At 71.4% G+C, this 26,209-nt stretch carries 23 protein-coding genes; 13 read left to right on the top strand and 10 right to left on the bottom strand.

Features of this window, described 5'->3' with window-relative positions; all coding sequences use genetic code 11:
• Positions 1-106: 106 nt before the first annotated feature.
• Positions 107-1,093: an esterase-like activity of phytase family protein gene (locus tag ACZ6I3_RS25225; RefSeq protein ID WP_469417566.1), complete on the bottom strand. Its 987-nt coding sequence runs from the start codon at positions 1,091-1,093 to the stop codon at positions 107-109.
• Between the two features lie 53 nt (positions 1,094-1,146).
• Positions 1,147-1,998 (bottom strand): serine hydrolase, encoded by an 852-nt coding sequence (locus tag ACZ6I3_RS25230; RefSeq protein WP_469417568.1) that lies wholly within the window; start codon positions 1,996-1,998, stop codon positions 1,147-1,149.
• A 143-nt stretch (positions 1,999-2,141) separates the two neighbouring features.
• Between ACZ6I3_RS25230 and ACZ6I3_RS25235 the strand changes: the two genes are divergently transcribed.
• The 4 genes from ACZ6I3_RS25235 (at position 2,142) to ACZ6I3_RS25250 (ending at position 6,388) form a co-directional block, all read left to right on the top strand.
• Entirely contained in the window at positions 2,142-4,337 is a 2,196-nt protein-coding gene (locus ACZ6I3_RS25235) for an ArnT family glycosyltransferase (protein ID WP_469417570.1), read from the top strand.
• Between the two features lie 109 nt (positions 4,338-4,446).
• The gene (locus ACZ6I3_RS25240; RefSeq protein ID WP_469417571.1) at positions 4,447-5,067 is read left to right on the top strand and encodes a DUF7691 family protein; all 621 of its coding nucleotides are present in this window, start codon (positions 4,447-4,449) and stop codon (positions 5,065-5,067) included.
• A 196-nt stretch (positions 5,068-5,263) separates the two neighbouring features.
• Entirely contained in the window at positions 5,264-5,872 is a 609-nt protein-coding gene (locus tag ACZ6I3_RS25245; protein WP_469417572.1) for a hypothetical protein, read from the top strand.
• Between the two features lie 99 nt (positions 5,873-5,971).
• Positions 5,972-6,388: an ATP-binding protein gene (locus ACZ6I3_RS25250; protein WP_469417574.1), complete on the top strand. Its 417-nt coding sequence runs from the start codon at positions 5,972-5,974 to the stop codon at positions 6,386-6,388.
• A 3-nt stretch (positions 6,389-6,391) separates the two neighbouring features.
• Here ACZ6I3_RS25250 and ppk2 read toward each other — a convergent pair whose 3' ends face one another.
• The 5 genes from ppk2 to ACZ6I3_RS25275 form a co-directional block, all read right to left on the bottom strand.
• The gene (gene ppk2, locus ACZ6I3_RS25255; protein WP_469417575.1) at positions 6,392-7,375 is read right to left on the bottom strand and encodes a polyphosphate kinase 2; all 984 of its coding nucleotides are present in this window, start codon (positions 7,373-7,375) and stop codon (positions 6,392-6,394) included.
• Between the two features lie 32 nt (positions 7,376-7,407).
• Positions 7,408-7,650 carry a DUF6411 family protein gene (locus ACZ6I3_RS25260; protein ID WP_469417576.1) on the bottom strand — a complete coding sequence of 81 codons (243 nt, stop codon included), beginning with the start codon at positions 7,648-7,650 and terminating at the stop codon, positions 7,408-7,410.
• Positions 7,651-7,749: 99 nt separating this feature from the next.
• The gene (locus ACZ6I3_RS25265; RefSeq protein ID WP_469417578.1) at positions 7,750-9,435 is read right to left on the bottom strand and encodes a thiamine pyrophosphate-binding protein; all 1,686 of its coding nucleotides are present in this window, start codon (positions 9,433-9,435) and stop codon (positions 7,750-7,752) included.
• Positions 9,432-10,415, bottom strand: a complete 984-nt coding sequence (speB, locus tag ACZ6I3_RS25270; RefSeq protein WP_215121222.1) for an agmatinase — start codon at positions 10,413-10,415, stop codon at positions 9,432-9,434. The genes ACZ6I3_RS25265 and speB overlap by 4 nt, the downstream gene beginning before the upstream one ends.
• A 56-nt stretch (positions 10,416-10,471) precedes the next feature.
• A complete protein-coding gene (locus ACZ6I3_RS25275) occupies positions 10,472-11,953 on the bottom strand; it encodes a sodium:solute symporter family protein (RefSeq protein ID WP_469417580.1) in 1,482 nt (493 codons plus the stop codon).
• Positions 11,954-12,099: 146 nt separating this feature from the next.
• Here ACZ6I3_RS25275 and ACZ6I3_RS25280 point away from each other — a divergent pair, with 146 nt between their 5' ends.
• Both ACZ6I3_RS25280 and ACZ6I3_RS25285 read left to right on the top strand, forming a co-directional pair.
• Positions 12,100-13,617, top strand: a complete 1,518-nt coding sequence (locus ACZ6I3_RS25280; protein WP_469417581.1) for a helix-turn-helix domain-containing protein — start codon at positions 12,100-12,102, stop codon at positions 13,615-13,617.
• A gap of 94 nt (positions 13,618-13,711) precedes the next feature.
• Positions 13,712-14,500, top strand: coding sequence for a phosphatase (locus ACZ6I3_RS25285; RefSeq protein WP_469417583.1), 789 nt, complete (start codon positions 13,712-13,714; stop codon positions 14,498-14,500).
• Between the two features lie 28 nt (positions 14,501-14,528).
• Here the strand turns inward: ACZ6I3_RS25285 and ACZ6I3_RS25290 are convergent, their stop codons facing one another.
• The 3 genes from ACZ6I3_RS25290 to ACZ6I3_RS25300 all read right to left on the bottom strand — a co-directional run bounded on the left by ACZ6I3_RS25290 (position 14,529) and on the right by ACZ6I3_RS25300 (position 17,326).
• Complete coding sequence (locus ACZ6I3_RS25290; protein ID WP_399026848.1) at positions 14,529-15,413, bottom strand: acyl-CoA thioesterase; 885 nt, start codon at positions 15,411-15,413, stop codon at positions 14,529-14,531.
• A 35-nt stretch (positions 15,414-15,448) separates the two neighbouring features.
• A complete protein-coding gene (locus ACZ6I3_RS25295) occupies positions 15,449-16,606 on the bottom strand; it encodes an acyl-CoA dehydrogenase family protein (protein WP_469417586.1) in 1,158 nt (385 codons plus the stop codon).
• A gap of 123 nt (positions 16,607-16,729) precedes the next feature.
• On the bottom strand, positions 16,730-17,326 hold the full coding sequence (locus ACZ6I3_RS25300; RefSeq protein WP_399026846.1) for an SACE_7040 family transcriptional regulator: 597 nt from the start codon (positions 17,324-17,326) through the stop codon (positions 16,730-16,732).
• An 87-nt stretch (positions 17,327-17,413) separates the two neighbouring features.
• Between ACZ6I3_RS25300 and ACZ6I3_RS25305 the strand changes: the two genes are divergently transcribed.
• From ACZ6I3_RS25305 to ACZ6I3_RS25335, 7 genes are all read left to right on the top strand, one after another.
• Positions 17,414-19,030 carry a carboxyl transferase domain-containing protein gene (locus ACZ6I3_RS25305; RefSeq protein WP_469417588.1) on the top strand — a complete coding sequence of 539 codons (1,617 nt, stop codon included), beginning with the start codon at positions 17,414-17,416 and terminating at the stop codon, positions 19,028-19,030.
• 14 nt (positions 19,031-19,044) lie between these two features.
• Entirely contained in the window at positions 19,045-20,958 is a 1,914-nt protein-coding gene (locus tag ACZ6I3_RS25310; RefSeq protein ID WP_469417590.1) for an acetyl/propionyl/methylcrotonyl-CoA carboxylase subunit alpha, read from the top strand.
• The gene (locus tag ACZ6I3_RS25315; RefSeq protein WP_469417592.1) at positions 20,958-21,917 is read left to right on the top strand and encodes a hydroxymethylglutaryl-CoA lyase; all 960 of its coding nucleotides are present in this window, start codon (positions 20,958-20,960) and stop codon (positions 21,915-21,917) included. Before ACZ6I3_RS25310 ends, ACZ6I3_RS25315 begins: the two co-directional genes overlap by 1 nt.
• Positions 21,918-21,922: 5 nt before the next feature.
• Entirely contained in the window at positions 21,923-23,083 is a 1,161-nt protein-coding gene (locus ACZ6I3_RS25320; RefSeq protein ID WP_469417593.1) for an acyl-CoA dehydrogenase family protein, read from the top strand.
• A gap of 169 nt (positions 23,084-23,252) precedes the next feature.
• Positions 23,253-24,299, top strand: a complete 1,047-nt coding sequence (locus tag ACZ6I3_RS25325; RefSeq protein WP_208876491.1) for an ABC transporter substrate-binding protein — start codon at positions 23,253-23,255, stop codon at positions 24,297-24,299.
• Positions 24,300-24,417: 118 nt separating this feature from the next.
• Entirely contained in the window at positions 24,418-25,275 is an 858-nt protein-coding gene (locus ACZ6I3_RS25330; protein WP_469417595.1) for a siderophore-interacting protein, read from the top strand.
• A 121-nt stretch (positions 25,276-25,396) separates the two neighbouring features.
• A partial coding sequence (locus tag ACZ6I3_RS25335) for a pyridoxal phosphate-dependent decarboxylase family protein (RefSeq protein WP_469417596.1) occupies positions 25,397-26,209 on the top strand: 813 nt, incomplete at its 3' end.

Consider the following 26,209-nt stretch of genomic DNA (forward strand, 5'->3'; position numbering starts at 1 on the left):
CGGAAGGCACCAACGTGTTTGGGAGCTGATTTCATCCCGCCGTGGAGGGATCGGCTGTTCTTCGGGTGCGGCGGTGTGGGGGTTGATCGCGCAGTTCCCCGCGCCCCTAAAGGAAGGGAGTTGTCCTTACCCGCAAGTAATAGAAGCGGGTCGTCTGGGTCGGGTTCTGGTTGTCGTCGCTGGCCAGGAGGACCTTGAGGGTGTTCTTCGTCCGGCCCGTGATCACCATGGCCTCGATGTTGTCGAGGAGGGGGTTCGGCTGGGGCTGCTTGGCCGTCGCGCCCAGGGTGGGGCAGGTGGCGAGGTCGGTGAGCAGGGTCTTCCGCAGGGCGTGGCGGGGGTCGGCCAGGTAGAGGCGGACCGTGTTGCCGACGCCGGAGGTGAAGCCGCGTTCCAGGACCAGGAGGCGGCCGTCGGGGGTGGCCTGGATCTCGGAGACGCCGAGGCCGGGGTCCGTGCCGTAGGTGTACTGGCGCCCGAGGCGGAAGTGGCCCCGGTGGCGGTCCCAGGTCTGGAAGCGGACGGTGTCGGCCGGGTCACCGGAGAGGGCGTACTCCATGGAGGCGACCAGGGTGCGACCGCCGGGCAGCAGGGTCAGGCCCTCGAACGTGCCGTTGGGCTGCGCGCGGCCCGCGGGGGTCACGCGCAGGTCGTCCGGGACCGGGAGACGGTCGAGGATCGCGCCGGTGCGGGAGTAGCGGCGGATGGAGGGCTCGGTCTCCGAGGTGACCAGGCGGGTGCCGTCCCGATCGACGACCAGGCCCTCGGAGTCGAGCGCGGTCCCGGTCTCGTCGGTGAGCGGGAGGACGGAGCGGGGCTTCAGCGTCCGCGCGTCCAGGCGGAACAGCGACGAGCGGTCGGAGAGGGCGGCGAGCGAGCCGTCGCTGTCTACGGCGAGCGCGGAGAAGTTACCGACGAAGGTGTCCTGGTACGTCGTCTTGTCGAGCGCGTCGGAGAAGCGGTCGATGGAGACGGACGGCGAGCAGGCGTGCGAGGGCTGCGGGGCGTGCGCCTGGGCGGGGCCGGCGGCGGTCAGGCAGGTGGCCGCCGACAGGCCTGCGGTGAGAAGGGCGAGGCGGGTTCTCAGGGGCATGGGCGTCACCGTAGGACGGGCCGGTGACGCCCGGTAGGCCGCGTGGTGAAGGGTCAGCTCGCCGCCAGGTCCTTGTGGATGACCTTGGCCACGGCCTGGATGGTGGTGATGCCGTAGTTCATGGTGCTGTTGCCGTGGGAGAGCACGGTCATCACGTAGTCGTGGCCGCCGCCCTTGAACGCGCCGACGCTGTGCACCCGCCAGCCGTTCGTGGAGCGCTGCAGCCAGCCGTTCTTGACGGCGACGGTGACGCCCGAGGGCACCCCGTACGGCGTTCCCCAGCGCTGGGACGAGACGACCTGGCCCATCAGCTTCAGGATGTAGGAACGGGAGTTGTCGCTCAGGACCGCGTTCTTGGCGGTGAGGAGCTTCAGCAGCTTCTGCTCGTCGGTGACGGTGATCTGGGTCAGGCCCCAGTAGCCGTTCGCGCCGGGCTTGGTCTGGGTCATACCGGCGGCGCTGAGGAAGCCCTTGATCTTCGTCATGCCGAGCTGCTTCCACAAGGTGGAGGTCGCCGCGTTGTCCGACTTGGTGATCATCGCCTTGGCGAGGGTGGTCTCGCGGTCGGTGAGATACCGGTTCGTCTTCTTCGCGTCCCAGAGCAGGGTGGCGAGAACGGTCACCTTGACGACGCTGGCCGAGTCGTAGGCGGAACTCGCGCGCAGCGTGCAGGTGGTGTTGGTGCTGCGGTCGTAGAGGCCGACGGCGACCGTGCCCTTGCGGCCGGCCAGCGCGGCGGTGATGTCCTTCTTCAGCTTGGCGGCGAGGCCGGCCTTGGCGGACGTGCAGGTCACGGCCGGCGGGGCAGCGGCGGCGGGCGAGGCGGCGGCGACGAGCGGCACGAGCACACCCGTACCCACGGCCGCCGCCAGCACTCTCGCGCGGCGGGATATCCCAGAAGTCATGCACCCTTGACTCGCGGACCCGGGGCAAAGGTTGTAGGCGTTGGTGAAGGCATGTACGAGTCGTTACCGGGCGCTGTGCGTTTCACAGGCAGTGGCCAGGTTCGGCACAGCGGCCACCAACCAGGGCTGGCCACCATGCTCGGGTGACATCTGCCACCGAACCCCAGATCCGCACCGCAGCCGTGCCCCCTTCACCCGCGCCGGGGGAACGGGCCGCCCCGCGTTGGTCGCTGCCCGTGCTGCTCGTGATCCTCGCCCTGGCCGCGGTGCTCTACTCCTGGAACCTGTCGGGCTCCGGCCTCAACAGCTTCTACAGCGCGGCCGTGCTGAGCGGCACGCAGAGCTGGAAGGCGTGGTTCTTCGGCTCGCTGGACGCCGGGAACTTCCTCACCGTCGACAAGCCGCCGCTCGCGCTGATGGTCATGGGCCTGTCGTGCCGCGTCTTCGGGTACGGCACCTGGCAGATGATGGCGCCGATGCTCGTGGCGGCGTTGGCCACGATCTGGATCCTGCACTCCTCCGTGAAGCGGGTGTTCGGGCACGCGGCGGCGGCCGTCGCCGCCCTCGTCCTGGCCCTCACCCCGATCACGGTCGCCATCAACCGCGACAACAACCCCGACACGCTGCTGGTGTTCCTGATGGTGGCGGGCGCCGCCCTCGGCCTGCGGGCCGTGCGGAACGGGCGGCTGCTTCCGCTGCTCGGTGCGGCGGCCTGCTTCGGGCTCGCCTTCAACACGAAGATGCTCCAGGGCTACATCGCGCTGCCCGCCGTGTTCGCGGTGTATCTGTACGCGGCCAGGCCCGCGTTGGTGAAGCGTGTGGTGAACCTGGGGGCCGCCGCCGTGGTGCTGGTCGTCTCCAGTTTCTGGTGGGCGGCCGCCGTGTCGCTGGTGCCGGCCTCCGAGCGGCCGTACATCGGCGGTTCGACGGACGGCACGGCCTGGAACCTGATCATGGGCTACAACGGCCTCGGCCGGATCCTCGGCGGCGAGGGCAACGGCGGTGGCGGCGGGGGCGGAGGCGGCGGCTTCTCCGGCACCGCGGGCCTCGGCCGGATGTTCAACGACATCCTCGGCGGCCAGATCTCGTGGCTGATCCCCTTCGCGAGCCTCGCGCTCGTCGGTGGCCTGGTGCTGTGCGGCCGCGCCCCGCGTACGGATCTCACCCGGGCCGCGCTCGTGCTCTGGGGCGGCTGGACCGCCCTGCACTACCTGACCTTCGCCCTGGCCGAGGGCACGATGCACCCGTACTACACGACCGCGCTCGCCCCCGGCATCGCGGCGCTGTGCGGAGGCGGCGGCGTGATGCTGCTGCGCGCCTTCCGGGCCGACCGGCGGTGGATCTGGGTGCTGCCCCTCGGGCTGGGCGTCACGGCCGTCTGGGCCGCGGTGCTGCTGCGGCGCGCCTCCGGCTGGAACACCTGGCTGTGGCCGTCGGTCCTGGTCGTCATGGCGCTGGCGATCGCGGGGCTCTTCGTCTTCCGCTCCGGCGTCTCGGGCCTTCGGCTGCGGTTGCTGGCCGTGTCGGTGACGGCCGCGATCGTCGCGGCGGTGGCGGGTCCGGCGGCGTACGCCCTGTCGGTGCCGTCCGGGTCGGGCGGCGGCATGGGCGGTACGAACCCGACCGCCGGACCGTCGACGGGCAGCGGCTTCGGCGGGCCCGGGGGCGGCGGTGGCGGTGGCGGTGGCCGGGGGTTCCCGGGCGGTGGCTCGGGCGGTCCCGGTGGGACTCAGCAGGGCGGGAACGCCCAGGCCGACGGCGGCAACGCCCAGGCCGATGGCGGCTTCCCCGGTGGCGGGATGCCGTCCGGCGGGCAGAGCGGGCAGGCTCCCGAAGGGGCGGGCGGCACGAGCGGTCAGCCCGGTGGTACGAGCGGCACGGGCGGCGGCCCCGGCCGCGGCATGGGCGGTGGCGGCATGGGCGGCGGCGCGAGCAGCGAGCTCATCTCGTATCTGAAGAAGCACCAGGACGGCGCCGAGTGGCTGCTGGCCGTGTCCAGTTCGCAGGGCGCCGCCCAGCTGATCGTGAGCAGCGGGGAGCCCGTCATCTCCATGTGGGGCTGGTCCGGCTCCGACAAGGCGATGACCCTCGCCAAGCTGAAGGAACTCGTGAAGAACGGCCAACTGCACTACATCCAGCTCGGCGGCGGAGGCATGGGCGGCGGCCCCGGCGGCGGCAGCAGCGTCAGCTCCGAGGTGACGGCGTGGGTGGAGAAGCACGGCACGGCGGTGAAGGAGAGCGAGTACAGCGAGAGCACGAACTCTGACTCGAACTCCAGCTCCTCGTCGCAGTCGAACCAGTCGGCGATCTACCGCCTGGACCCGTCCGACGTCAGCTGAGTCCCACACGAGAACGGCGAACGGCCCCCGACCCCTCGGTCGGGGGCCGTTCCCCTGTCCCCGATCATGGACACCGGGTTCCGGCGAACGAGTGAAGGGAAGCGCGGGCGTGGGCCACTGCCTGGAGATGAGCACCGGCGACATGCGGACGGTGGTGCGGCTGCTCACCGCGGTGGAGCGGACCGAGCGGCAGGAGCACACGCTCGACCGGGTGCGTACGGAGTGCGAGCGGACCGACGTCCGGTTCCAGGAGCAGGGCATCGACCTGGACGTCTCCATCGCCCGGGCCCTGGAGGAGCTGATCGAGGGCACCCCGAGCACCGACCTCTGTCCCTCCTACAGCTACGCCTTCTACCAGGCCGTCGCGGCGCACTTCTCCGACCCGACTGACCTCGGCGCCTGGCGGCGGCCGTCGTGGTTCCACTCCATGGACGACGAACTGGCCCGGCACGGCGTACCGTCCGACCTGCTGCCCGGCACGTTCCTGTTCCGCGGCCCGCCGCTGCGTCTCCCCCACCCCGGTGACGCGGTGCCGGCCATCGGGACCCTGCCGGCCCAGCGGGCCGGGGCCCTCGCGGAGGCCTACGCGTCCGTGCTCGACCGTCTCGATCCCGAGTACCGCGACGCGGCCCGCCGGTTCGCCGAGGTCATGCGGTTCGAGGCGGAGGAGTGGGAGAGTTCGCGGAAGCTCGGGACGAACCCGGACACGATCCTCTTCTGGTTCCACTGACCACTGCGGGAACTCTTGACGCCGTCCTTCCCATCGGGATACTTGCGGTCGACAGCGCGCCAACTGCCGTGTCAGCTAGCTGAGTTCGTCTCTTCCGACCTGATACCGCCGACGGCCCTACATGTCCGAGATCCCGAACGCCGTACGAAGTTTCGCCCCCACGCGTCACGCGGCCACCCCCACAGGAGGATCCCCCATGAGCCCACGCAAGGCAGTCGTCGCCGCCTTGGCCGCCGCGCTGCTGGCCGGCCCCGGCGTCGCCCAGGCCGCCACCCCGCAGACCACCGCGGCACCGGCCCCGGCCCGCGACCGCGCCGCCGCGGCCACCATCACCTGGTCCCTCGTCCGCGCGAGCAACCCCACCGAGGACCAGCGCTCGGCCTACGACCTGATCACCAGGGCCATGAACGCGGCCGTGGCCCGCTACAACAACCTCAGCGACCTGGGCAAGACCCTCACCGTCCGCTACGAGCCGGGCGTCCCCACCGCCGACGGCAACATCAACGGGACCATCCGCTTCGGCAGCAACCGCAGCTACATGAACGAGCGGACGGCCCTGCACGAGATCTCCCACACCATCGGCGTGGGCACCAGCTCGGGCTGGTCCCGCCTCGGCGGCAGCGGCACCTGGACCGGCGGCCAGGCCAGCGCCCTCGTCAGGCAGTACGACGGCTCCGGCGCCAAGATCTCCACCGGCGGCGGGCACTTCTGGCCCTACGGCCTGAACTACGACAACGAGTGGTCGGCCACGGCGGCCGACCGGCACGTCCACATCGTCGCCGCGATGGTCCGCGACGGCCTCTAGGCCGTGCTCGATACCCGGCGTCCGCAGGCCTGTTGCCGCGGGTGCCGGGTACCCGGTTCAGGCACACGCTGTGCGGTCGAAGGACGGGAGGTCGGGGCGGTGGCGGTGAAGGCGATGGGGTGGGCGCATTCGTTCCCCATGTCGGAGGGAGTGCGCGCCGGGCGGCAGTGGACACGGGGGCGTCTCGCGTCCCTGCCCTGGGCCGCCGCCGAGCCGGACACGGTGGACACCGTCGTGCTGGCCGTGTCCGAGCTGATCACCAACGCGCACATCCACGCGCACAGTGACGCGCATCTGGTCCTCACGTGGGACGGTGACTGCCTTCATGTGAGCGTCCACGACGAGGATCCGACGCTGCCGCGCCGGCGCGAGGCGGAGCCGGGGGATGTCGGCGGCCGCGGAGTGGCCATCGTGCGCAAGCTCGCCGACGAGTGGGGGATGAGGTGCCAGCGGCACGGCAAGACGGTGACGGCATGCTTCCGCCCCGCCGGCACCGGTACCGGCACCGATGAATGAGTGTCAGTCGGTCCCGGGGTGCTTGCCGGGGCCGTCGGCGCCGGGGGACAGCGGAGTGGGTGACAGCGTGGTGTCCTCCTCGCCGGGCTCCAGGAGAGTGTCGGCGGCGCCGACGATGAGGGGGTCGGGCATGCCGACCGCCTCGCGGTCCTTGCTGGCGTAGTCGATGCGCGACAGCAGACTCCGCATGGTCTCCAGCCGGGCGCGTCTCTTGTCGTTGCTCTTGACGACGGTCCAGGGGGCGTGCGCGGTGTCCGTGGCCCGGAACATGTCGACCTTCGCCTCGGTGTAGTCGTCCCAGAGATCCAGCGAGGCCAGGTCGGTGGACGAGAGCTTCCACTGGCGCACCGGGTCGACCTGCCGGATCGCGAAGCGGGTGCGCTGCTCGGTGCGGGACACGGAGAACCAGAACTTCACCAGCACGATGCCGTCGTCGACCAGCATCCGCTCGAAGGCCGGGCACTGGTCGAGGAACAGCTCGTACTCGTCCTTGGAGCAGAATCCCATCACGCGCTCCACGCCGGCCCGGTTGTACCAGGAGCGGTCGAACAGGACGATCTCCCCGGCCGTCGGCAGCTGCGCGATGTACCGCTGGAAGTACCACTGGCCCGTCTCGCGCTCGGTGGGCTTGTCCAGGGCGACCACGCGTGCGCCGCGCGGGTTGAGCCGCTCGGTCAGCCGCTGGATCGTGCCGCCCTTGCCCGCCGCGTCACGCCCCTCGCACACGACGACCAGGCGGGCGCCGGTGTCCTTGACCCACCGCTGGAGCTTGAGCAGTTCGATCTGCAGGACGCGCTTGGTCCGCTCGTACTCCTTGCGGCCCACCCTGCGGTCGTACGGATGGTTCTCCTGCCAGGTCCGGATGGGACGCCCGTCCGCGTCCAGCAGGATCGGCCGCTCCCGTCGGCTGGCATCCACGGTCAGCCCGTCCAGCAGCTTGCCCGCGTCGCCGGTGGCTTCGGCGTGTTCGGTGTCCTCGGTGTTCATCACCGCGCTCCCCGCTCGGCCCCCACCGTCGGTCAGAAGGGCATGCGGCCGCGGGTGCGGCGACCCGCGGAACCGCTGCGGCTCACCGCGCGCGAGCTGCTGTGGAAGGGCTTGCTGAAGAGCCGGCCCAGAACACCGGGCGCCTTGCCGCCGGCCCGCGCCCCCGCTCCGAGCGTACGTTGTGTGCCGCGCTCGGGGCGGCGAGAGAGACGGGGCACGAAGAAGGCCAGGACGGCCAGGACCACACACACGCCGATGACGACGGCGACTACCATGATCGACTCCCCTCACAGGTGGACTGACACACGAGTGCCCCGCCCTGCCCGGCCCATGTGAGGAGAGAGGAAACACGGCCCGGCCGGTCCGGCCGCGGCTCAGCCCAGATGCGTCGGCGCGAACATCCGCAGCACGGCCGGGAGCAGGACCACCGAGGGCCCGGGCGCGGCGAGCGCCTTCGCGAGGTCCCGCTCCAGGGTCTCCGGGGACGTCCGGACCCCGGGGACGCCGAAGGACTCCGCCAGTGCCACATAGTCCGGCCGGGTCAGTTCCGTCGCGGTCGCCTCGCCGAACGCGTCGCTCATGTACTCGCGCAGGATGCCGTAGCCGCCGTCGTCGACGATCAGCCAGGTGACGTTCAGGTCGTACTGGCGGGCCGTCGCCAGCTCGGCGATCGAGTACAGGGCGCCGCCGTCGCCGGAGACCGCGAGGACCGGCCGGGTCGGGTCGGCCGCCGCGGCTCCCAGTGCCGCCGGGAAGCCGTAGCCGAGGCCGCCCGCGCCCTGGGCGGAGTGCATGTGGTTGGGGCCCTTGGCGTCGAACGCCGACCAGGCCCAGTACGCGAGGATCGTCATGTCCCAGAACGACGGGGAGTCGGCCGGGAGCGCCCTGCGGACGGACGCCAGCACGTCCTGTTCCAGGGTGAGTTCCTGCGAGGCGATGCGCTCGGCGACCTTCCCCAGCACCTCGCGTACGCGCTCCGGGGCGTCCGGGTCCGTCCGCTCCGACACCGTCTCCAGCAGCGCCTGGAGCGCGAGGCGGGCGTCCGCGTGGATGCCCAGGGCCGGGTGGTTGGACTCCAGCTTGCCGAGGTCGGCCTCGATCTGGATCACTCGGCCGCGCGGCTTGAACGTGTGGTAGTTCGAGGAGAGTTCCCCGAGTCCCGAGCCGACCACCAGGAGGACGTCCGCGTCCTCCAGGAAGTCGGTGGTGTGCCGGTCCTCGATCCAGGACTGGAGCGACAGCGGGTGCTTCCAGGGGAAGGCGCCCTTGCCGCCGGGGGTGGTGACGACCGGTGCCTGGAGCAGCTCCGCCAGCTGCTTCAGCTTGCCGGAGGCGTCCGCCCGTACGACTCCCCCGCCCGCGATGATCGCCGGGCGTTCGGCCTGGGACAGCAAGTGCGCCGCTACGGCGGTCAGTTCGGGGCGCGGCGGCAGCTCCTCGGGGAAGGCGTCGCCGCCCGTCACCACCGGGATCACCGTGGGCGCGAGCAGCACGTCCTGCGGGATCTCCACCCACACCGGGCCGTGCGGGGCGGTCAGTGCCGACTTCCAGGCCGCCTCGATGGCGGAGGGGATCTGCGACTGGGTGCGGACGGTGTGGACCGACTTGACCACGCCCCGGAACGACGCCGCCTGGTCGGGCAGTTCGTGCAGATAGCCGTGCCGGCCGCCGCCCAGGCCGGCGCTGGGGATCTGGCTGCCGATCGCCAGCACGGGCGCGGAGGCCGCCGCCGCCTCCTGGAGCGCGGCGAGGGAGGTCAGGGCCCCCGGCCCCGTCGACAGCAGCAGGGGCGCGGCCTCGCCCGTGATCCGGCCGTAGGCGTCGGCGGCGAACCCGGCGTTGTTCTCCACCCGCAGGCCGATGTAGCGGAGGTCCGAGCGGCGCAGGGCGTCGAACATGCCGAGCGCGTGCTGGCCGGGCAGACCGAAGACGGTCGTCGCGCCGAGACCGGCCAGCGTCTCCACGACCAGGTCTCCGCCGTTGCGGCCGGGGGGCGGGTTGAGGGCGGCCTCCGTCTGGGCGGGCGTCGGGCGGAGAACCAGGTCGTGGTCGTGAGTCACTTCGCTTCCGAGTCCTTCCGGGCCGCGGCGATCTGGCGGGACATGATCGTGGTCAGTTCGTACGCCGTGTGGGACGCGGCCACCGACGTGATCTCGGCGTGATCGTACGCGGGGGCCACCTCGACGACGTCGGCGGAGACCAGGTTGCAGGACGACAGCCCGCGCAGGATCTCCAGCAGTTCGCGCGAGGTCATGCCGCCGGCCTCGGGCGTGCCCGTGCCGGGCGCGTGGGCCGGGTCGAGGCAGTCGATGTCGATGGAGATGTACAGCGGCCGGTCGCCGATGCGCTGGCGGAGCTGGTCGGCGACCTCGTCGGCGCCGCGCCGGTAGACGTCCGCCGAGGTGACGATGCCGAAGCCCATCTTCTCGTCGTCGGTGAGGTCCTGCTTGCCGTAGAGCGGGCCGCGGGTGCCGACGTGGGACAGGGCGGAGGTGTCGAGGATGCCCTCCTCGACCGCGCGCCGGAAGGGGGTGCCGTGCGTGTACTCGGCGCCGAAGTAGGTGTCCCAGGTGTCGAGGTGGGCGTCGAAGTGCAGCAGGGCGACCGGGCCGTGCTTCTTCGCCACCGAGCGCAGCAGGGGCAGCGCGATGGTGTGGTCGCCGCCGAGGGTCATCATGCGGGCGCCGGTGCCGAGCAGGTCGTCGGCGGCGGCCTCGACGGTCTCGACGGCCTCGTTGATGTTGAACGGGTTGACGGCGATGTCGCCGCCGTCCGCCACCTGCGCGAGGGCGAACGGCGAGGCGTCCTGCGCCGGGTTGTACGGGCGCAGCAGCCGGGACGCCTCACGGATCGCGTTGCCGCCGAAGCGGGCGCCCGGCCGGTACGAGACACCCGAGTCGAACGGCACGCCCACCACGGCGACATCGGCCCGTCCGCCGACCTCGTCCAGCCGGGGCAGCCGGGCGAAGGTCGCGGGGCCCGCGTACCGCGGAACGCGGGAGGAGTCGACGGGCCCGCGGGGAGTCTCGTTGCTGCTCATGAAGAAATGCCTTCTTTCCTACGCTTCATCGCGTATGTACTGCTTGCCTTATGACCTTACCGGGGAGTCGCGGCCGGTTCGGACGCGAGTTCGGACTCGGGCTCGGGTACCCGTCCCGCGAGGCGCTCGCGCCAGGCGGCGAGGACGGCGGCGTCGGTGGCCGGGGTGGCGAAGGAGACGGCCAGATAGGCGGCGAGGGAGGCGAGCAGGCCGTAGTAGACGGGCTCGTTGGCGAGGATGCCGTACGTCGCCATCAGGGCGACGACCGCGAGTCCGCCGACCACGACCGAGGCGAGGGCGCCGTGGACCGTGCCCCGCTTCCAGAGCAGGCCGCCGAGGATCGGCACGAGCAGACCGCCGACGAGGAGGTTGTACGCGACGGTCAGCGCCTCCACGACGTTGTCGATGGCGATGGCCGTGCAGATGACCGCGAGCCCCATGATCAGGATGAAAGCCCGGTTGCCCTTCACCTCGTCGCGCTCCTCCGCTCCTTCGCCCGGCGCCTTGACCATGCCCCGCAGCCGGGACCAGATGTCGTTGTTGGCGACGGTGGCGCAGGCGATCAGCGCGCCGGAGGACGTCGACATCACGGCGGCCAGGGCGGCGGCCAGCACCAGCCCTCGCACTCCGACGGGCAGTTCCTCCTTCACGATCGTCGCGAAGGCGTCGTCCGGGCTGGCGAGCTTCGGGTACAGCACCTTGGCCGCGGTACCGATGACGGCACCGGCGAGGGCGTACGCGAGGCAGTAGGTACCGGCGACGGTCCCGCCCCACTTGGCGGTCGTGTCGCTGCGGGCGGTGAAGACGCGCTGCCAGATGTCCTGCCCGATGAGCATGCCGAAGGTGTAGATCAGCACGTAGGTGAAGATCGTCTCGCCGCCGATGCCGAGCGGGTCGAAGTACTCGGTGGGCAGCTGCGCCTTCATCTCGCTGAACCCGCCGGCCTTCACCACGGCGATCGGCAGCAGCAGGAGCAGCACGCCGATGGTCTTCACGACGAACTGCACCATGTCCGTCAGGGTGATCGACCACATCCCGCCGAGGGTGGAGTACGCGACGACGATCGAGCCGCCGAGGACGATCGCGAGCGTGCGGTTCATGTCGAACAGGACGTCGAAGATCGTGGCGTACGCGATGGTCGAGGTCACCGCGAGCATGAGGGTGTACGCCCACATGACGACACCGGAGATCACCCCGGCCCGGCCGCCGTAGCGCAGGTCGAGCATCTCGGAGACGGTGTAGACCTTCAGCCGGGCGATGCGGGCGGAGAAGAAGACGGACAGGGCGAGCAGGCCGAGGCCGATGGTGAAGACCATCCAGGCGCCGGAGAGGCCGTACTGATAGCCGAGGCCCACACCGCCGATGGTGGAGGCGCCGCCGAGGACGATCGCCGCCATGGTGCCGGAGTACATGGCCGGGCCGAGCCGGCGGCCCGCCACCAGGAACTCGCTCTTGGAGCGGGCGCGGCGCATGCCCCACCAGCCCATGGCCAGCATTCCGGCCAGGTAGACGACGATCACGAGGTAGTCGACGGCCATGGGGCCTCCTTCGCGCACGCACAGGGCGCAGGTCTCGGTCGCGGGGGACGAGGTTGACGAGCACTGACACTAGGTGGCCGGAAAGCGACTGCGAAGTGTACGTTTCATCTATTCGAGCGGCCTCGGCTGGAGGGAACGCACACACCATGCCGGACCCGGCGGTCCCTCCGACACCTCCCGTCCTCCTCACGTCCCTCCTGGCCCGGGAGGACCTCTCCCTGCGCCGGATCGCCGGTCCGGTGGACGCCGGCACCGTCGTCCACTGGGTGCACACCTCGGAGATGGCGGACCCGTATCCGTATCTGCTGGGCGGGGAGCTGCTGCTCACGGCGGGCGTGCACATCCCGGAGGCGGCGGGGTCGGATGGGGGTCCCCCCGGTCGAGCGAAGTCGAGACTGGGGGAGTACTTCGACGACTACGTCTCGCGGATCGTGGCGGCGGGCGGCGCGGCCCTCGGCTTCGGGGTGGCGCCGGTGCACGACACGGTGCCGGCGGCGCTGGTCACGGCCTGCGAGACACACGGCCTGCCGCTCCTTGAGGTGCCGCCGCAGACCACCTTCTCGGGCGTGGCCCGCGCGGTCTGGCAGCTGATGGCCCAGTCCCGCCTCGCCGAACTCCGCCGCGTCACCGAGGCCCAGCAGAGCCTCGCCTCCGCCGCCTCCCGCCCCGACCCGGTCCCCTCGGTCCTCCGCCAGCTCGCCCAGCGGCTGGGCGGGTGGGCGGTGCTGTACGGGCCGGAGGGGGCGGAGATCGCGGGGGCGGGCCGGAGGCCCGGGGAGGAGGCGGCGTCGGCACTGGAGGGGCTGGCGGGGGTGGTGCGGCCTGGAGGTGAGGGGCCCGGCGGGTCCCCGCACCCCACCTCCGCCACCGACACCACCGCCGGTATCCACCTCGCCGCCTACGCGCTCGGCGCCGGACACGGGTTCGCGCTCGGGGTCGCGACGCCGCAGCGGTCCCCCAGCGACCACACCGTCGCCTCCGTCGCCGCCGTGCTGCTCTCCCTGCTGACCGGCGAGCAGCAGAGCGGCACCGGTGCCGCTCGATCATCCGCGCTGGTGCGGCTGCTGCTGGGCGCGCCGCCCGCGGAGGTCGCGTCGCTGCTCGGGGGTGAGAGGTGGGTCGTCGTGCACGCCCGGCCGGACGAGGACGGCGCTCCGGACGCCGTCGCGGCCTCCGCGCTGGGCGCCGCGCTCGGTTCCGCCCTGGTCGACCCGGCGGGTGACGTCGTACGGGTCCTGGTCCCGGCCGACCGGGCACCCGCCCCGCTGCCCGGCTGGACCCTGGGCGTCAGCGCCGCCGTCGCCCCGCACGACTGGCCCGCCGCCGACACCCAGGCGGCCCGCGCCCTGGCCCGGGCCCGCGCCACCCGGACCCCGCTGCTGCGGCACGCCCCGCGCCCCGCCCTCGCCGACCTGGTCCCGCCCGGCGAGGCGACGGCCCACGCCCGTACCCTCCTCGCCCCCGTCACGGCACACCCCGCGCTCACCGAGACCCTGCGCACCTGGCTCTCCCTGCACGGCAGTTGGGACCGCACGGCCGTCGCCCTGTCCGTGCACCGCAACACCGTGCGCCAGCGCATCACACGGTGCGCCACGCTGCTGGAGACGGACCTGGAGGACCCGGACGTACGGATGGAACTCTGGTTCGCGCTACGGCACATCTGAGTACGGGAGCGGTGTCCCTTCTAGGTACGTGACGCACATCCCAGCGTTCGATACGCCAGGGACGCCCACAGGCGGCTGCCTCACAATGGTTGGCATGCCGATACCCGGGACACCCAGCCGCGCCGAACTCGTCGACCACCTCGTCAGGACGCGCATCGCGGGCGACGTCGCCACCCCCCGCGAGAACAACCTCTCCCACTACCGCAAGCTGGCGAACAACGACCGCCACTACTGGCTCGGCCTGGAACTCGGCGCCCGCTGGACCGACGAGCAGGACGTCCTCGCGGTGATGGCGGAACGGGTGGGCGTGAACGACGACCCCGAGCACCGGTACGGCCAGGACACCATCGACCCGGAGCTGACCGTCGCCGGGCTCGAACGCATGGCCGGGCGGCTGCGCAAGGCGGCGGACGGGCAGCAGCGGGTGCTGTTCGCCACCGGCCACCCCGGCGGCCTGCTCGACGTGCACAGCTCGACCGCGGCGGCGCTGCGCGCGGCGGGCTGCGAGATCGTCGTCATCCCGGACGGCCTGACGACGGAGGAGGGCTACGTCATGCAGTTCGCGAGCGTGGCGGTGCTGGAGCACGGCGCCACCCTCTGGCACACCCACTCGGGCGAGCCGATGAAGGCGATCCTGACGGCCATGGAGCGCGAGGGCCGCCCCCTGCCCGACCTGGTCGTCGCCGACCACGGCTGGGCGGGATACGCGGGCCAGCACGGCGTCGACTCCGTCGGCTACGCCGACTGCAACGACCCGGCCCTCTTCATCGCCGAGGCCGAGGGCACCGTGCAGGTGACGGTGCCCCTCGACGACCACGTGGTCAGCCCACGCCACTACGACCCGATGACGGCGTACCTGCTGGCGGAGGCGGGCCTCAGCTAGAGGTCCCGTCAGGTCTCGTCAGCTCTCGTCAGGTCTCGTCGCGCGGGACGCGGACCACGCCCTCCTGGATCACGGAGATGGCGAGGCGCCCGTCCTGCGTGTAGATACGGGCCTGTCCCAGTCCCCGGCCGCCGTACGCGGACGGGGACTCCTGGTCGTAGAGCAGCCACTCGTCCGCCCGGAACGGCCGGTGGAACCACATCGCGTGGTCCAGCGAGGCCCCGACCACGTCGCCGACGGCCCAGCCGCCCCGCCCGTGCGCGAGCAGCACGGAGTCGAGCAGCGTCATGTCGGAGACGTAGGTGGCGAGGACGATGTGCAGCAGCGGCTCGTCGACCGCGCCGCCCAGCTTGCCGTTGGTGCGGAACCACACCTGCGAGTGCGGCTCGCGCGGCTCGCCGAACTTCCCGTACGGCGGTTCCTCGACGTACCGCAGATCGACGGCCGCCCGCGCCTCCGCGAACTTCTCCACCACGGCCGGGTCGATATGGCCGTAGCCGCGCAGCCGTTCCTCACCGGTGGGCAGCGTGGCGGGGTCGGGCGCGGCCGGCATCGGCTCCTGGTGGTCCAGCCCGTCCTCGTACACCTGGAACGACGCCGAGAGATGGAAGATCGGCTTGCCGTGCTGGACGGCGACCACCCGGCGGGTGGTGAAGGAGCGGCCGTCGCGGATCCGGTCGACGGTGTAGACGATGGGCGCGCCGGGGTCCCCGGGGCGCAGGAAGTACGCGTGCAGGGAGTGCGCGGGCCGGTCCTCGGGGACCGTCCGCCCGGCGGCGACGAGCGCCTGCGCGGCGACCTGCCCGCCGAAGACCCGGGGGACGACGGCGGACCGGGACCGGCCGCGGAAGATGTCCTCCTCGATCTGCTCGAGGTCGAGGAGATCGAGGAGGTCCTGAAGTGCCTTACTCATGACAACTGTTGTACCGGCCAGTCACTACGGTCGGTTTACAGGCCCATGTCCTTCGCGATGATCGACTTCATGATCTCGCTGGTGCCGCCGTAGATGCGGTTGACGCGGTTGTCCGCGTACAGGCGGGCGATCGGGTACTCGTTCATGAAGCCGTAGCCGCCGTGCAGCTGGAGGCAGCGGTCGATGACGCGGTGGGCGACCTCGGTGCAGAACAGCTTGGCGGAGGCGGCCTCGGCGGGGGTGAGCTCACCGGCGTCCAGGGCTTCGGTGGCGCGGTCGGCGACGGCCTCGGCGGCGTCCACCTCGGCCTGGCAGGCGGCCAGCTCGAACTTGGTGTTCTGGAAGGACGCGACGGTCTTGCCGAAGACGGTGCGGTCCTGGACGTACTGCTTGGCGAACCGTACGGCGGCCTTGGCCTGGGCGTAGGCGCCGAAGGCGATGCCCCAGCGCTCGGAGGCCAGGTTGTGGCCGAGGTAGTAGAAGCCCTTGTTCTCCTCGCCGAGGATGTCCTCGACGGGGACCTTGACGTCGACGAACGCCAGCTCGGCGGTGTCGGAGGTCTTCAGGCCGAGCTTGTCGAGCTTGCGGCCGACGGAGTAGCCCTCGGCCTTGGTGTCCACGACGAAGAGGGAGATGCCGTGGCGGCGGTCCTCGGCGGTGGGCGCGGAGGTGCGGGCGCAGACGATCATGCGGTCGGCGTGCACGCCGCCGGTGATGAAGGTCTTGGAGCCGTTGAGGACGTAGTGCGTGCCGTCCTCGGAGAGCTTGGCGGTGGTCTTCATGCCCGCGAGGTCGGAGCCGGTGCCCGGCTCGGTCATCGCGATGGCCCACATCTCCTCGCCGGAGACGAACTTCGGCAGGAACCGCTTCTTCTGCTCGTCGGTGGCGAGCAGCTTGATGTAGGGCAGGCCCAGCAGGACGTGGACGCCGGAGCCGCCGAACTGGACACCGGCGCGAGCGGTCTCCTCGTACATCACGGCTTCGAACTTGTAGCTCTCCAGGCCCGCGCCGCCGAACTCCTCCGGCACGTTGATGCCGAAGACGCCCAGCTCGCCGAGCTTGTAGTAGAAGTCGCGCGGCGCCTGACCGGCGGCGAACCACTCGTCGTACACCGGTACGACCTCGGCCTCGATGAAGGCGCGGATGGTCTCCCGGAACGCCTCGTGATCCTCGTTGAACACCGTACGGCGCACGCCGCCACCTCCACGGACCTCGGTATGTCTAAGCGCTTGCTCACCCCAAGATACCGGCCAGTATCAACAAGCGTCCAGGGTGTGGGTGGTAACGCTCGTCACGCCACCGGGGACTCGGGCCCGTCACTCACCCGCCGCCGCGAACGCCCCCCGGGCCATCCGGTGCAGCAGCTCCGCGACCGCCCCCCGCCCGGCCAGCGCCCCGGCCCTGCCCAGATGCGGCGTCGAGTTCAGCAGCCCGAACACCGAGTGCACGGCCGACCGCGCGGCGGGCTCCGCCAGCCCCGGGTAGACCTCGCGCACCACACCCACCCACAGCTCCACGTACTGCCGCTGCAGCTGCCGCACCATCTTGCGGTCGCTGTCCCGGAGGCGGTCCAGCTCCCGGTCGTGCAGGGTGATCAGTGGACGGTCGTCGAGCGCGAAGTCGATATGCCCCTCGATCAGCGAGTCGAGGACCGCCTCCGCCCCGACCTCCCCGTCCGCCTCCGCCAGCCTCCGCTTCGCCCCGGTCAGCAACTGCCCGCTGATCCCCACCAGCAGCTCCGCGAGCATCGCGTCCTTGCCCGCGAAGTGCCGGTAGAGACCGGGCCCGCTGATCCCCACCGCGGCCCCTATCTCGTCGACTCCGACCCCGTGGAAGCCCCGCTCGGCGAAGAGCCGGGCGGCCTCCTTGAGGATCTGCTCGCGGCGGGTGGGTGCGTCGGTCCTGGTTGCCATGAAAACAATTCTAGACAGGGAGGTTAGCGGTCGTTAACCTGAAGGAAATGCGTTAACGCTCATTAACAAGGTGAGGGGACCCGCAGGATGCACGAGGCACCGGAGCTCACGACCGCGGCGGACCCCGCGTCGGAGCCCTTTCGGGCCAACGAGGAGGCACACCGCACCCTCGTCGACGAGCTGCGCGCCAAGCTCGCCACAGCGGCCCAGGGCGGCGGCGAGAAGTCCCGCGCCCGTCACACCGCGCGCGGCAAGCTGCTCCCCCGCGACCGCGTCGACACCCTCCTCGACCCGGGCTCACCGTTCCTGGAGCTGGCCCCGCTCGCGGCGGACGGGATGTACGAGGACCAGGCCCCGGCCGCCGGTGTCATCGCCGGCATCGGCCGGGTCAGCGGCCGCGAGACCATGATCATCGCCAACGACGCCACCGTCAAGGGCGGGACGTACTACCCGATGACGGTCAAGAAGCACCTCCGCGCCCAGGAGGTGGCCCTCGACAACCGCCTCCCCTGTGTCTACCTCGTGGACTCCGGCGGCGCCTTCCTCCCCATGCAGGACGAGGTCTTCCCGGACCGCGACCACTTCGGCCGGATCTTCTACAACCAGGCCCGCATGTCCGGCGCCGGCATCCCCCAGATCGCCGCCGTCCTCGGCTCCTGCACGGCGGGCGGGGCGTACGTCCCGGCGATGAGCGACGAGGCGGTGATCGTCCGCGAGCAGGGCACGATCTTCCTGGGCGGCCCGCCCCTGGTGAAGGCGGCCACCGGCGAGGTCGTGACGGCGGAGGAGCTGGGCGGCGGCGACGTCCACTCCCGCGTCTCGGGCGTCACCGACCACCTCGCGGAGAACGACGCGCACGCCCTGCGCATCGTCCGCACCATCGTCTCCACCCTCCCCGCGCGCGGGACGCTCCCCTGGGAGGTCACGCAGGCGACGGAACCCAAGGTCGACCCGCACAGCCTCTACGGCGCGGTGCCGGTCGACTCCCGCACGCCGTACGACGTCCGCGAGATCATCGCGCGCGTGGTCGACGGCTCCCGGTTCGCCGAGTTCAAGTCCGAGTTCGGCCAGACCCTGGTCACCGGCTTCGCCCGGATCCACGGCCACCCGGTGGGCATCGTCGCCAACAACGGCATCCTGTTCTCCGAGTCCGCCCAGAAGGGCGCCCACTTCATCGAGCTGTGCGACCAGCGCGGCATCCCTCTCGTCTTCCTCCAGAACATCTCCGGCTTCATGGTCGGCAAGGACTACGAGGCGGGCGGCATCGCCAAGCACGGCGCCAAGATGGTCACGGCGGTGGCCTGCACCCGCGTGCCGAAACTGACGGTCGTGGTCGGCGGCTCCTACGGCGCGGGCAACTACTCCATGTGCGGCCGGGCGTACTCCCCCCGCTTCCTGTGGATGTGGCCCAACGCCAAGATCTCCGTCATGGGCGGCGAGCAGGCCGCCTCGGTCCTCGCGACCGTCAAGCGCGACCAGCTGGAGGCGCGCGGCGAGTCCTGGCCGGCGGCGGACGAGGACGCCTTCAAGGCCCCGATCCGCGCCCAGTACGAGCGGCAGGGCAGCGCCTACTACGCGACGGCGCGCCTCTGGGACGACGGCGTGATCGACCCGCTGGACACCCGTCAGGTCCTGGGCCTGGCCCTGACCGCGTGCGCCAACGCGCCCCTGGGTGACCCCCAGTTCGGCGTCTTCCGGATGTGAGGGGACGGACGACGATGTTCGAGACAGTACTTGTGGCCAACCGGGGCGAGATCGCCGTACGCGTCATCCGTACGCTGCGGTCGATGGGCGTGCGCTCGGTGGCCGTCTTCTCCGACGCGGACGCCGACGCCCGGCATGTCCGTGAGGCGGACACGGCGGTCCGGATCGGACCGGCCCCGGCGTCGATGAGCTATCTGTCGGCGGAGCGCCTCCTGGAGGCCGCCGCCCGCACCGGCGCCCAGGCGGTCCACCCCGGCTACGGCTTCCTCGCCGAGAACGCCGCCTTCGCGCGGGCGTGCACCGAGGCCGGCCTGGTCTTCATCGGCCCTCCCGCCGACGCGATCTCCCTCATGGGCGACAAGATCCGCGCCAAGGAGACGGTCATGGCCGCCGGAGTCCCCGTGGTGCCCGGCGGACGCGACCCGGACCTGGCCGAGGCGGCCCGCGAGCTGGGCGCGCCCGTGCTGCTGAAGCCGAGCGCGGGCGGCGGCGGCAAGGGCATGCGCCTGGTGCGGGACCTGACCCGGCTGGAGGAGGAGATCGCCTCGGCCCGCCGCGAGGCCCGCGCCTCCTTCGGCGACGACACCCTCCTCGTGGAGCGCTGGATCGACCGCCCCCGGCACATCGAGATCCAGGTCCTGGCCGACGGCCACGGTCAGGTCGTCCACCTCGGGGAGCGCGAGTGCTCCCTCCAGCGCCGCCACCAGAAGATCATCGAGGAGGCGCCGAGCGTCCTCCTCGACGAGGAGACGCGCGCCGCGATGGGCGAGGCGGCGGTCCAGGCGGCCCGTTCCTGCGGCTACCGGGGCGCGGGCACGGTGGAGTTCATCGTCAACGGCGGCGACCCGTCCTCCTACTACTTCATGGAGATGAACACCCGCCTCCAGGTGGAACACCCGGTCACGGAGCTGATCACGGGCCTGGACCTGGTCGAGTGGCAGTTGCGGGTAGCGGCGGGCGAGCCCCTCGGCTTCACCCAGACGGACGTACGCCTCACCGGTCACGCGGTGGAGGCCCGTATCTGCGCCGAGGACCCGGCCCGCGGCTTCCTCCCCTCCGGCGGCACGGTCCTGCGACTGCGCGAACCGCAGGGCGACGGCATCCGCACCGACTCGGGCCTCACCGAGGGCACGGAGGTCGGCAGCCTCTACGACCCGATGCTCTCCAAGGTCATCGCGTACGGCCCCGACCGCGCAACCGCCCTGCGCAAACTCCGCTCGGCCCTGGCGGAGACGGTCACGCTCGGCGTGCAGACGAACGCCGGGTTCCTGCGCCGCCTGCTCGCCCACCCGGCGGTGATCGCCGGCGAGCTGGACACGGGCCTGGTCGAGCGCGAGGTAGAGGGGCTGATCCCCTCGGACGTGCCGGAGGAGGTCTACGAGGCGGCGGCGGCCGTACGCCTGGACGCGCTGGCACCCGAACCCGGCGGCTGGACGGACCCCTTCTCGGTCCCGTCCGGCTGGCGTCTGGGCGGCAAGCCGAAGCAACCGGCCTTCCATCTGAGGGTCCAGGAGGAGCTGGAGTACACCCCACGCGGCACCGCCACGGTCACCGGCGACCATGTCTCGGTCACCCTGGACGGCGTCCGCCACACCTTCCACCGCGCCGCCGACTGGCTCGGCCGCGACGGCGACGCCTGGCACGTACGCGACCACGACCCGGTGGCGGCGTCGCTCAGCCGCGCGGCCCACGCGGGCGCCGACTCCCTCACCGCGCCCATGCCCGGCACGGTGACGGTGGTGAAGGTCGCCGTCGGCGACGAGGTGACGGCGGGCCAGAGCCTGCTGGTGGTGGAGGCGATGAAGATGGAGCACGTCATCTCCGCCCCGCACGCCGGCAAGGTCACGGAGCTGGACGTGGCGCCGGGCTCGACGGTCGCCATGGACCAGGTCCTTGCGGTCATCGCACCCCACGAGGAGGCGGAGTGATGACAGCCAACGGCCTCCCGATGACGGTCCCGGCCGAGGACCTCCCGTCCCGCGTCCGCATCCACGAGGTGGGCGCCCGCGACGGCCTGCAGAACGAGAAGGCGACGGTCCCGACGGAGATCAAGGCGGAGTTCGTCCACCGCCTGGCCGACGCGGGCCTGTCGACGATCGAGGCTACGAGCTTCGTCCACCCCAAGTGGGTCCCCCAACTGGCGGACGCGGAACGGCTGTTCCCGATGGTGAGCGACCTTCCGGTGTCTTTGCCGGTCCTGGTCCCGAACGAACGCGGCCTGGATCGCGCCCTGGCCCTCGGAGCCCGCCGGATCGCGGTCTTCGCCAGCGCCACGGAGTCCTTCGCCAAGGCCAACCTCAACCGCACGGTGGACGAGGCCCTGGCGATGTTCGACCCGGTCGTCACCCGGGCCAAGGCGGAGGGGGCCCACGTCCGCGGCTACCTCTCCATGTGCTTCGGCGACCCGTGGGAGGGCGCGGTCCCGATCCCCCAGGTGGTGAAGGTCTGCCAGGCCCTGACGGACATGGGCTGCGACGAACTGAGCCTGGGCGACACAATCGGCGTGGCGACCCCCGGCCACGTGGTCGCACTCCTCGCGGCGCTGGACGAGGCGGGCATCCCGCCCACCTCCCTCGCCGTGCACTTCCACGACACCTACGGCCAGGCCCTCTCCAACACGCTCGCGGCGCTCCAGCAGGGCGTGACGACCATCGACGCCTCCGCGGGCGGCCTGGGCGGCTGCCCGTACGCGAAGTCGGCGACCGGCAACCTCGCCACCGAAGACCTCGTGTGGATGCTGCGGGGCCTCGGCATCGACACCGGAATCGACCTCGGCCGCCTCGTCGCCACGAGCGCGTGGATGGCCGGCCACCTGGGCCGACCCAGCCCGTCCCGCACCGTCCGAGCCCTGTCCCACGAGGACCTCGTGGACATCGAGGAGCACTGATCACGATGGATTACCGTCTCTCCCCCGAGCTGGAGGAACTCCGCCGCACGGTCGAGGAGTTCGCCCACGAGGTGGTGGCACCGAAGATCGGCGACTTCTACGAGCGGCACGAGTTCCCGTACGAGATCGTCCGCGAGATGGGCCGCATGGGCCTGTTCGGCCTGCCGTTCCCCGAGGAGTACGGCGGCATGGGCGGCGACTACCTCGCGCTGGGCGTGGCCCTGGAGGAACTGGCGCGGGTCGACTCCTCGGTCGCGATCACCCTCGAAGCCGGAGTCTCGCTCGGCGCGATGCCCGTCTTCCGCTACGGCACGGAGGCCCAGAAACGCGAGTGGCTCCCCCGCCTGTGCTCGGGCGAACTCCTGGGCGCGTTCGGCCTGACGGAGCCGGACGGCGGCAGCGACGCGGGCGCGACCCGTACGACGGCCCGCCTGGACTCCGCCACCGACGAGTGGGTGATCAACGGCACGAAGTGCTTCATCACCAACTCGGGCACGGACATCACGGGCCTGGTGACGGTCACGGCGGTCACCGGCCGCTCCCCGGACGGCAAGCCGCAGATCTCCTCGATCATCGTCCCGTCGGGCACCCCCGGCTTCACGGTCGCGGCCCCCTACTCGAAGGTCGGCTGGAACGCCTCGGACACCCGCGAGCTGTCCTTCTCGGACGTCCGCGTCCCGGCCGCGAACCTCCTGGGCGAGGAGGGCCGCGGCTACGCCCAGTTCCTCCGCATCCTCGACGAGGGCCGCATCGCGATCGCCGCCCTGGCGACGGGCCTGGCGCAGGGCTGCGTGGACGAGTCGCTCAAGTACGCCAAGGAACGCCACGCCTTCGGCAAGCCCATCGCCGCCAACCAGGCCATCCAGTTCAAGATCGCCGACATGGAGATGAAGGCCCACACCTCCCGCCTCGCCTGGCGCGACGCGGCGGCCCGCCTGGTGTCCGGCGCCCCCTTCAAGAAGGAAGCGGCCCTCGCGAAGCTCCACTCCTCCACGGTGGCGGTGGACAACGCCCGCGAGGCCACCCAGATCCACGGCGGCTACGGCTTCATGAACGAGTACCCGGTCGCCCGCATGTGGCGCGACTCCAAGATCCTGGAGATCGGCGAGGGCACGAGTGAGGTGCAGCGGATGCTGATCGCGCGGGAGCTGGGGCTGACGGGCTGACGGTCCCACGGGACCGGCGGCACCCCGGCCGTCCGGTCCCCCGCCGTCACGGTTCACGCACAGGTTGAACGGGACAACACCTACCCCCTGGACATCAGCTGAGGTTAGGCTAACCTGACCTGGAACTTGTCCGGCGGGCGCTTCGCCCCGTTCGAAAGCAGTCATACCCATGTCCCATGCCCGTGCCACCCACTTCACTCGCCGCGGCCTGCTCGCCGCCGGCGGCGCCCTCGGTCTCGGTGCCGCGCTTGCCGCCTGCGGGGACGACAAGGGCAAAGACGGTGACTCGGGCACGGCGGGCAAGGCCGGCAAGTCCGGCCCCTGGTCCTTCAAGGACGACCGCGGTACGACCGTGAAGCGGGACAAGGTCCCCGCGAACATCGTCGCGTTCACCGGTGTCGGCGCCGCGCTGTTCGACTACGGCATCCAGGTGAAGGGCGTCTTCGGCCCCACGAAGACCACCGGCGGCAAGGCGGACGTCCAGGCCGGCGACATGGACATCAGCAAGCTGACGATCCTGGGCAACGCCTGGGGCCAGTTCAACATCGAGAAGTACGCCTCCCTCGCCCCGGACGTGCTCATCACCACGATGTTCGACAACACCGGCACCCTCTGGTACGTCCCGGAGGAGTCGAAGAAGAAGATCGCCCAGCTGGCCCCCAGCGTCGCCGTCTCCGTCTACGACCGCCAGCTCACCCAGCCGCTGCAGCGCATGTGGGACCTCGCCGAGTCGCTCGGCGCGGACATGAAGGCCGCCAAGGTCACCGACGCGAAGAAGCGGTTCGAGGACGCCGCCGCCCGGCTGCGCGCCGCCGCCAAGGCCAAGCCCGACATCAAGGTGATGGCCGGCAGCGCCAGCGACCAGCTGTTCTACGTCTCCGGCACCAACCTCTCCATCGACCTGGAGTACTTCAAGGCCCTCGGCGTGAACTTCGTCGAGCCGCCGGAGAGCGCCAAGAAGCAGGGCGGCGGCTGGTACGAGTCGCTCAGCTGGGAGAACGTCGACAAGTACAAGGCCGACATCATCATGATGGACGACCGCTCCTCGGCCATCCAGCCTGCCGACATCACCAAGGCCACCTGGAAGAAGCTGCCCGCGGTGAAGGCCGGCCAGGTCATCCCGCGCTCCCCCGAGCCGATCCTGTCGTACGACAAGTGCGTGCCGCTGCTGACGAATCTGGCCGAGGCCCTCGAAAAGGCCAAGAAGGTCAGCTAGGCGCCACGTCACAGGGGCGGTTTGCATCGTGGGCGACTGCGGGCCGTGTGTGGCTGGTCGCGCAGTTCCCCGCGCCCCTGAGGTCCGCCGAACTCCCCCACGTCCACCAGGAGCCCACATGACGACGGCCGTAGCCGCCCCGTTCCGTTTCTTCTCCCTCCAGGTCGTACGGACGAGGCGGCTCGGTCCGTCTCTGGTCCGGGTCACCTTCGCCGGTCCCGATCTGCACGCCTTCCACTCGCTGGGGCGCGACCAGTCCCTGTCGCTGTTCCTGCCGCACCCGGGGCAGAGCGAGCCCGTCGTCCCGCTGGAGCTGGGCGACGGCTGGTGGCAGGGCTGGCGGGAACTGCCGGACGACGTACGGGCCGTGATGCGCTCGTACACGCTGCGGGCGCTGCGCCGCGACCCCGACGAGATCGACATCGACTTCGCCCTGCACGGCATAGCGGACGGCGCGGCGCCGGGCACCACGGCCGCCCCCGCCGGACCCGCCTCCCGCTGGGCCTCCCGGGCCGCCGCCGGCGACCGGGTGCTGCTGCTCGGGCCGGCCCTCGCCGACAACCGGGCGATCCGCTTCCGCCCGCCGGAGGACACCGGGCTCGTCGTGCTGTGCGGCGACGAGACCGCCGTACCCGCCGCGACCGCGATCCTGGAGTCCCTCCCCGCCGGCACCCGGGCCCGGGTCTGGCTGGAGGTGCCGCACGCCGGGGACATCCAGGACGTGCGCACGGAGGCGGACGCGGAGATCACGTGGCTCGTGCGGCACGACGGGGCCCCCATGGCCGTCGACGCCGTACGGGCCGCCGAACTGCCCGGCACCGAGCGGGCGTACGTGTGGCTCGCGGGCGAGTCCGGGCAGGTGAAGGCGCTGCGGCGGCACTTCGTCGGGGAGCGCGGGGTGGACCGGCGGCGTGTCACCTTCGTCGGCTACTGGCGGCAGGGCATGACGGAGGAACAGCTCCGGGCCGCGGAGTAAGCCGGGTACACCCGCTCTCCCGTGACGCCCGTCACGGGAGAGGTGTGTCCTGCACCATCCAAGTTAGGTTAGGCTTACCTAAGTTGATCCCGCACGGACCGTCCCCTCGGAGGACCCCCACATGCGCTCGCACCTGCTCAATGGCCTCACCGCGGAGCACTACCGCCGCTCCGTGACCGAAGGAGTCGAGCGGGTGGCGGCCAAACTCGCCACCACCGACCGTCCGTTCACCGGCGTCACCGTGGACGCCCTCGCCCCCGCCATCGACGCGATCGACCTGGACCGTCCGCTGGGCGACACCGCCGCCGCGCTGGACGAACTGGAGGACGTCTACCTCCGGGACGCGATCTACTTCCACCACCCCCGCTACCTCGCCCACCTCAACTGCCCGGTCGTCATCCCGGCGGTGCTCGGCGAGGCCGTGCTCTCCGCGGTCAACTCCTCGCTGGACACCTGGGACCAGTCGGCCGGCGGCACCCTCATCGAGCGCAAGCTCATCGACTGGACGGCCGCCCGCATCGGCCTGGGTCCCGCCGCCGACGGCGTCTTCACCTCCGGCGGCACCCAGTCCAACTTCCAGGCGCTCCTCCTCGCCCGGGAGGAGGCCAAGACCGACTCCCTCGCCGACCTGCGGATCTTCGCCTCCGAGGTCAGCCACTTCAGCGTGAAGAAGTCCGCCAAACAGCTGGGCCTCGGGCCGGACGCCGTCGTCTCGATCCCCGTCGACCACGACAAGCGCATGCAGACGGTCGCCCTCGCCCGCGAGCTGGAGCGCTGCGCGAGCGAGGGCCTGGTCCCCATGGCCGTCGTCGCCACCGCCGGCACCACCGACTTCGGCTCGATCGACCCCCTGCCCGAGATCGCCGAGCTGTGCGGCCGGTTCGGCGTGTGGATGCACGTGGACGCCGCCTACGGCTGCGGGCTGCTCGCCTCC

The organism is Streptomyces sp. NPDC041940 (assembly GCF_055589465.1).

Coding starts and splice junctions, on each gene's coding strand:
- ACZ6I3_RS25320 (WP_469417593.1), top strand. CDS start 21,923: ATGGATTACCGTCTCTCCCCCGAGCTGGAGGAACTCCGCCGCACGGTC.
- ACZ6I3_RS25325 (WP_208876491.1), top strand. CDS start 23,253: ATGTCCCATGCCCGTGCCACCCACTTCACTCGCCGCGGCCTGCTCGCC.
- ppk2 (WP_469417575.1), bottom strand. CDS start 7,375: ATGAACACCGAGGACACCGAACACGCCGAAGCCACCGGCGACGCGGGC.
- ACZ6I3_RS25305 (WP_469417588.1), top strand. CDS start 17,414: ATGCACGAGGCACCGGAGCTCACGACCGCGGCGGACCCCGCGTCGGAG.
- ACZ6I3_RS25330 (WP_469417595.1), top strand. CDS start 24,418: ATGACGACGGCCGTAGCCGCCCCGTTCCGTTTCTTCTCCCTCCAGGTC.
- ACZ6I3_RS25230 (WP_469417568.1), bottom strand. CDS start 1,998: ATGACTTCTGGGATATCCCGCCGCGCGAGAGTGCTGGCGGCGGCCGTG.
- ACZ6I3_RS25285 (WP_469417583.1), top strand. CDS start 13,712: ATGCCGATACCCGGGACACCCAGCCGCGCCGAACTCGTCGACCACCTC.
- ACZ6I3_RS25225 (WP_469417566.1), bottom strand. CDS start 1,093: ATGCCCCTGAGAACCCGCCTCGCCCTTCTCACCGCAGGCCTGTCGGCG.
- speB (WP_215121222.1), bottom strand. CDS start 10,415: ATGAGCAGCAACGAGACTCCCCGCGGGCCCGTCGACTCCTCCCGCGTT.
- ACZ6I3_RS25280 (WP_469417581.1), top strand. CDS start 12,100: ATGCCGGACCCGGCGGTCCCTCCGACACCTCCCGTCCTCCTCACGTCC.
- ACZ6I3_RS25245 (WP_469417572.1), top strand. CDS start 5,264: ATGAGCCCACGCAAGGCAGTCGTCGCCGCCTTGGCCGCCGCGCTGCTG.
- ACZ6I3_RS25310 (WP_469417590.1), top strand. CDS start 19,045: ATGTTCGAGACAGTACTTGTGGCCAACCGGGGCGAGATCGCCGTACGC.
- ACZ6I3_RS25260 (WP_469417576.1), bottom strand. CDS start 7,650: ATGGTAGTCGCCGTCGTCATCGGCGTGTGTGTGGTCCTGGCCGTCCTG.
- ACZ6I3_RS25300 (WP_399026846.1), bottom strand. CDS start 17,326: ATGGCAACCAGGACCGACGCACCCACCCGCCGCGAGCAGATCCTCAAG.
- ACZ6I3_RS25290 (WP_399026848.1), bottom strand. CDS start 15,413: ATGAGTAAGGCACTTCAGGACCTCCTCGATCTCCTCGACCTCGAGCAG.
- ACZ6I3_RS25275 (WP_469417580.1), bottom strand. CDS start 11,953: ATGGCCGTCGACTACCTCGTGATCGTCGTCTACCTGGCCGGAATGCTG.
- ACZ6I3_RS25315 (WP_469417592.1), top strand. CDS start 20,958: ATGACAGCCAACGGCCTCCCGATGACGGTCCCGGCCGAGGACCTCCCG.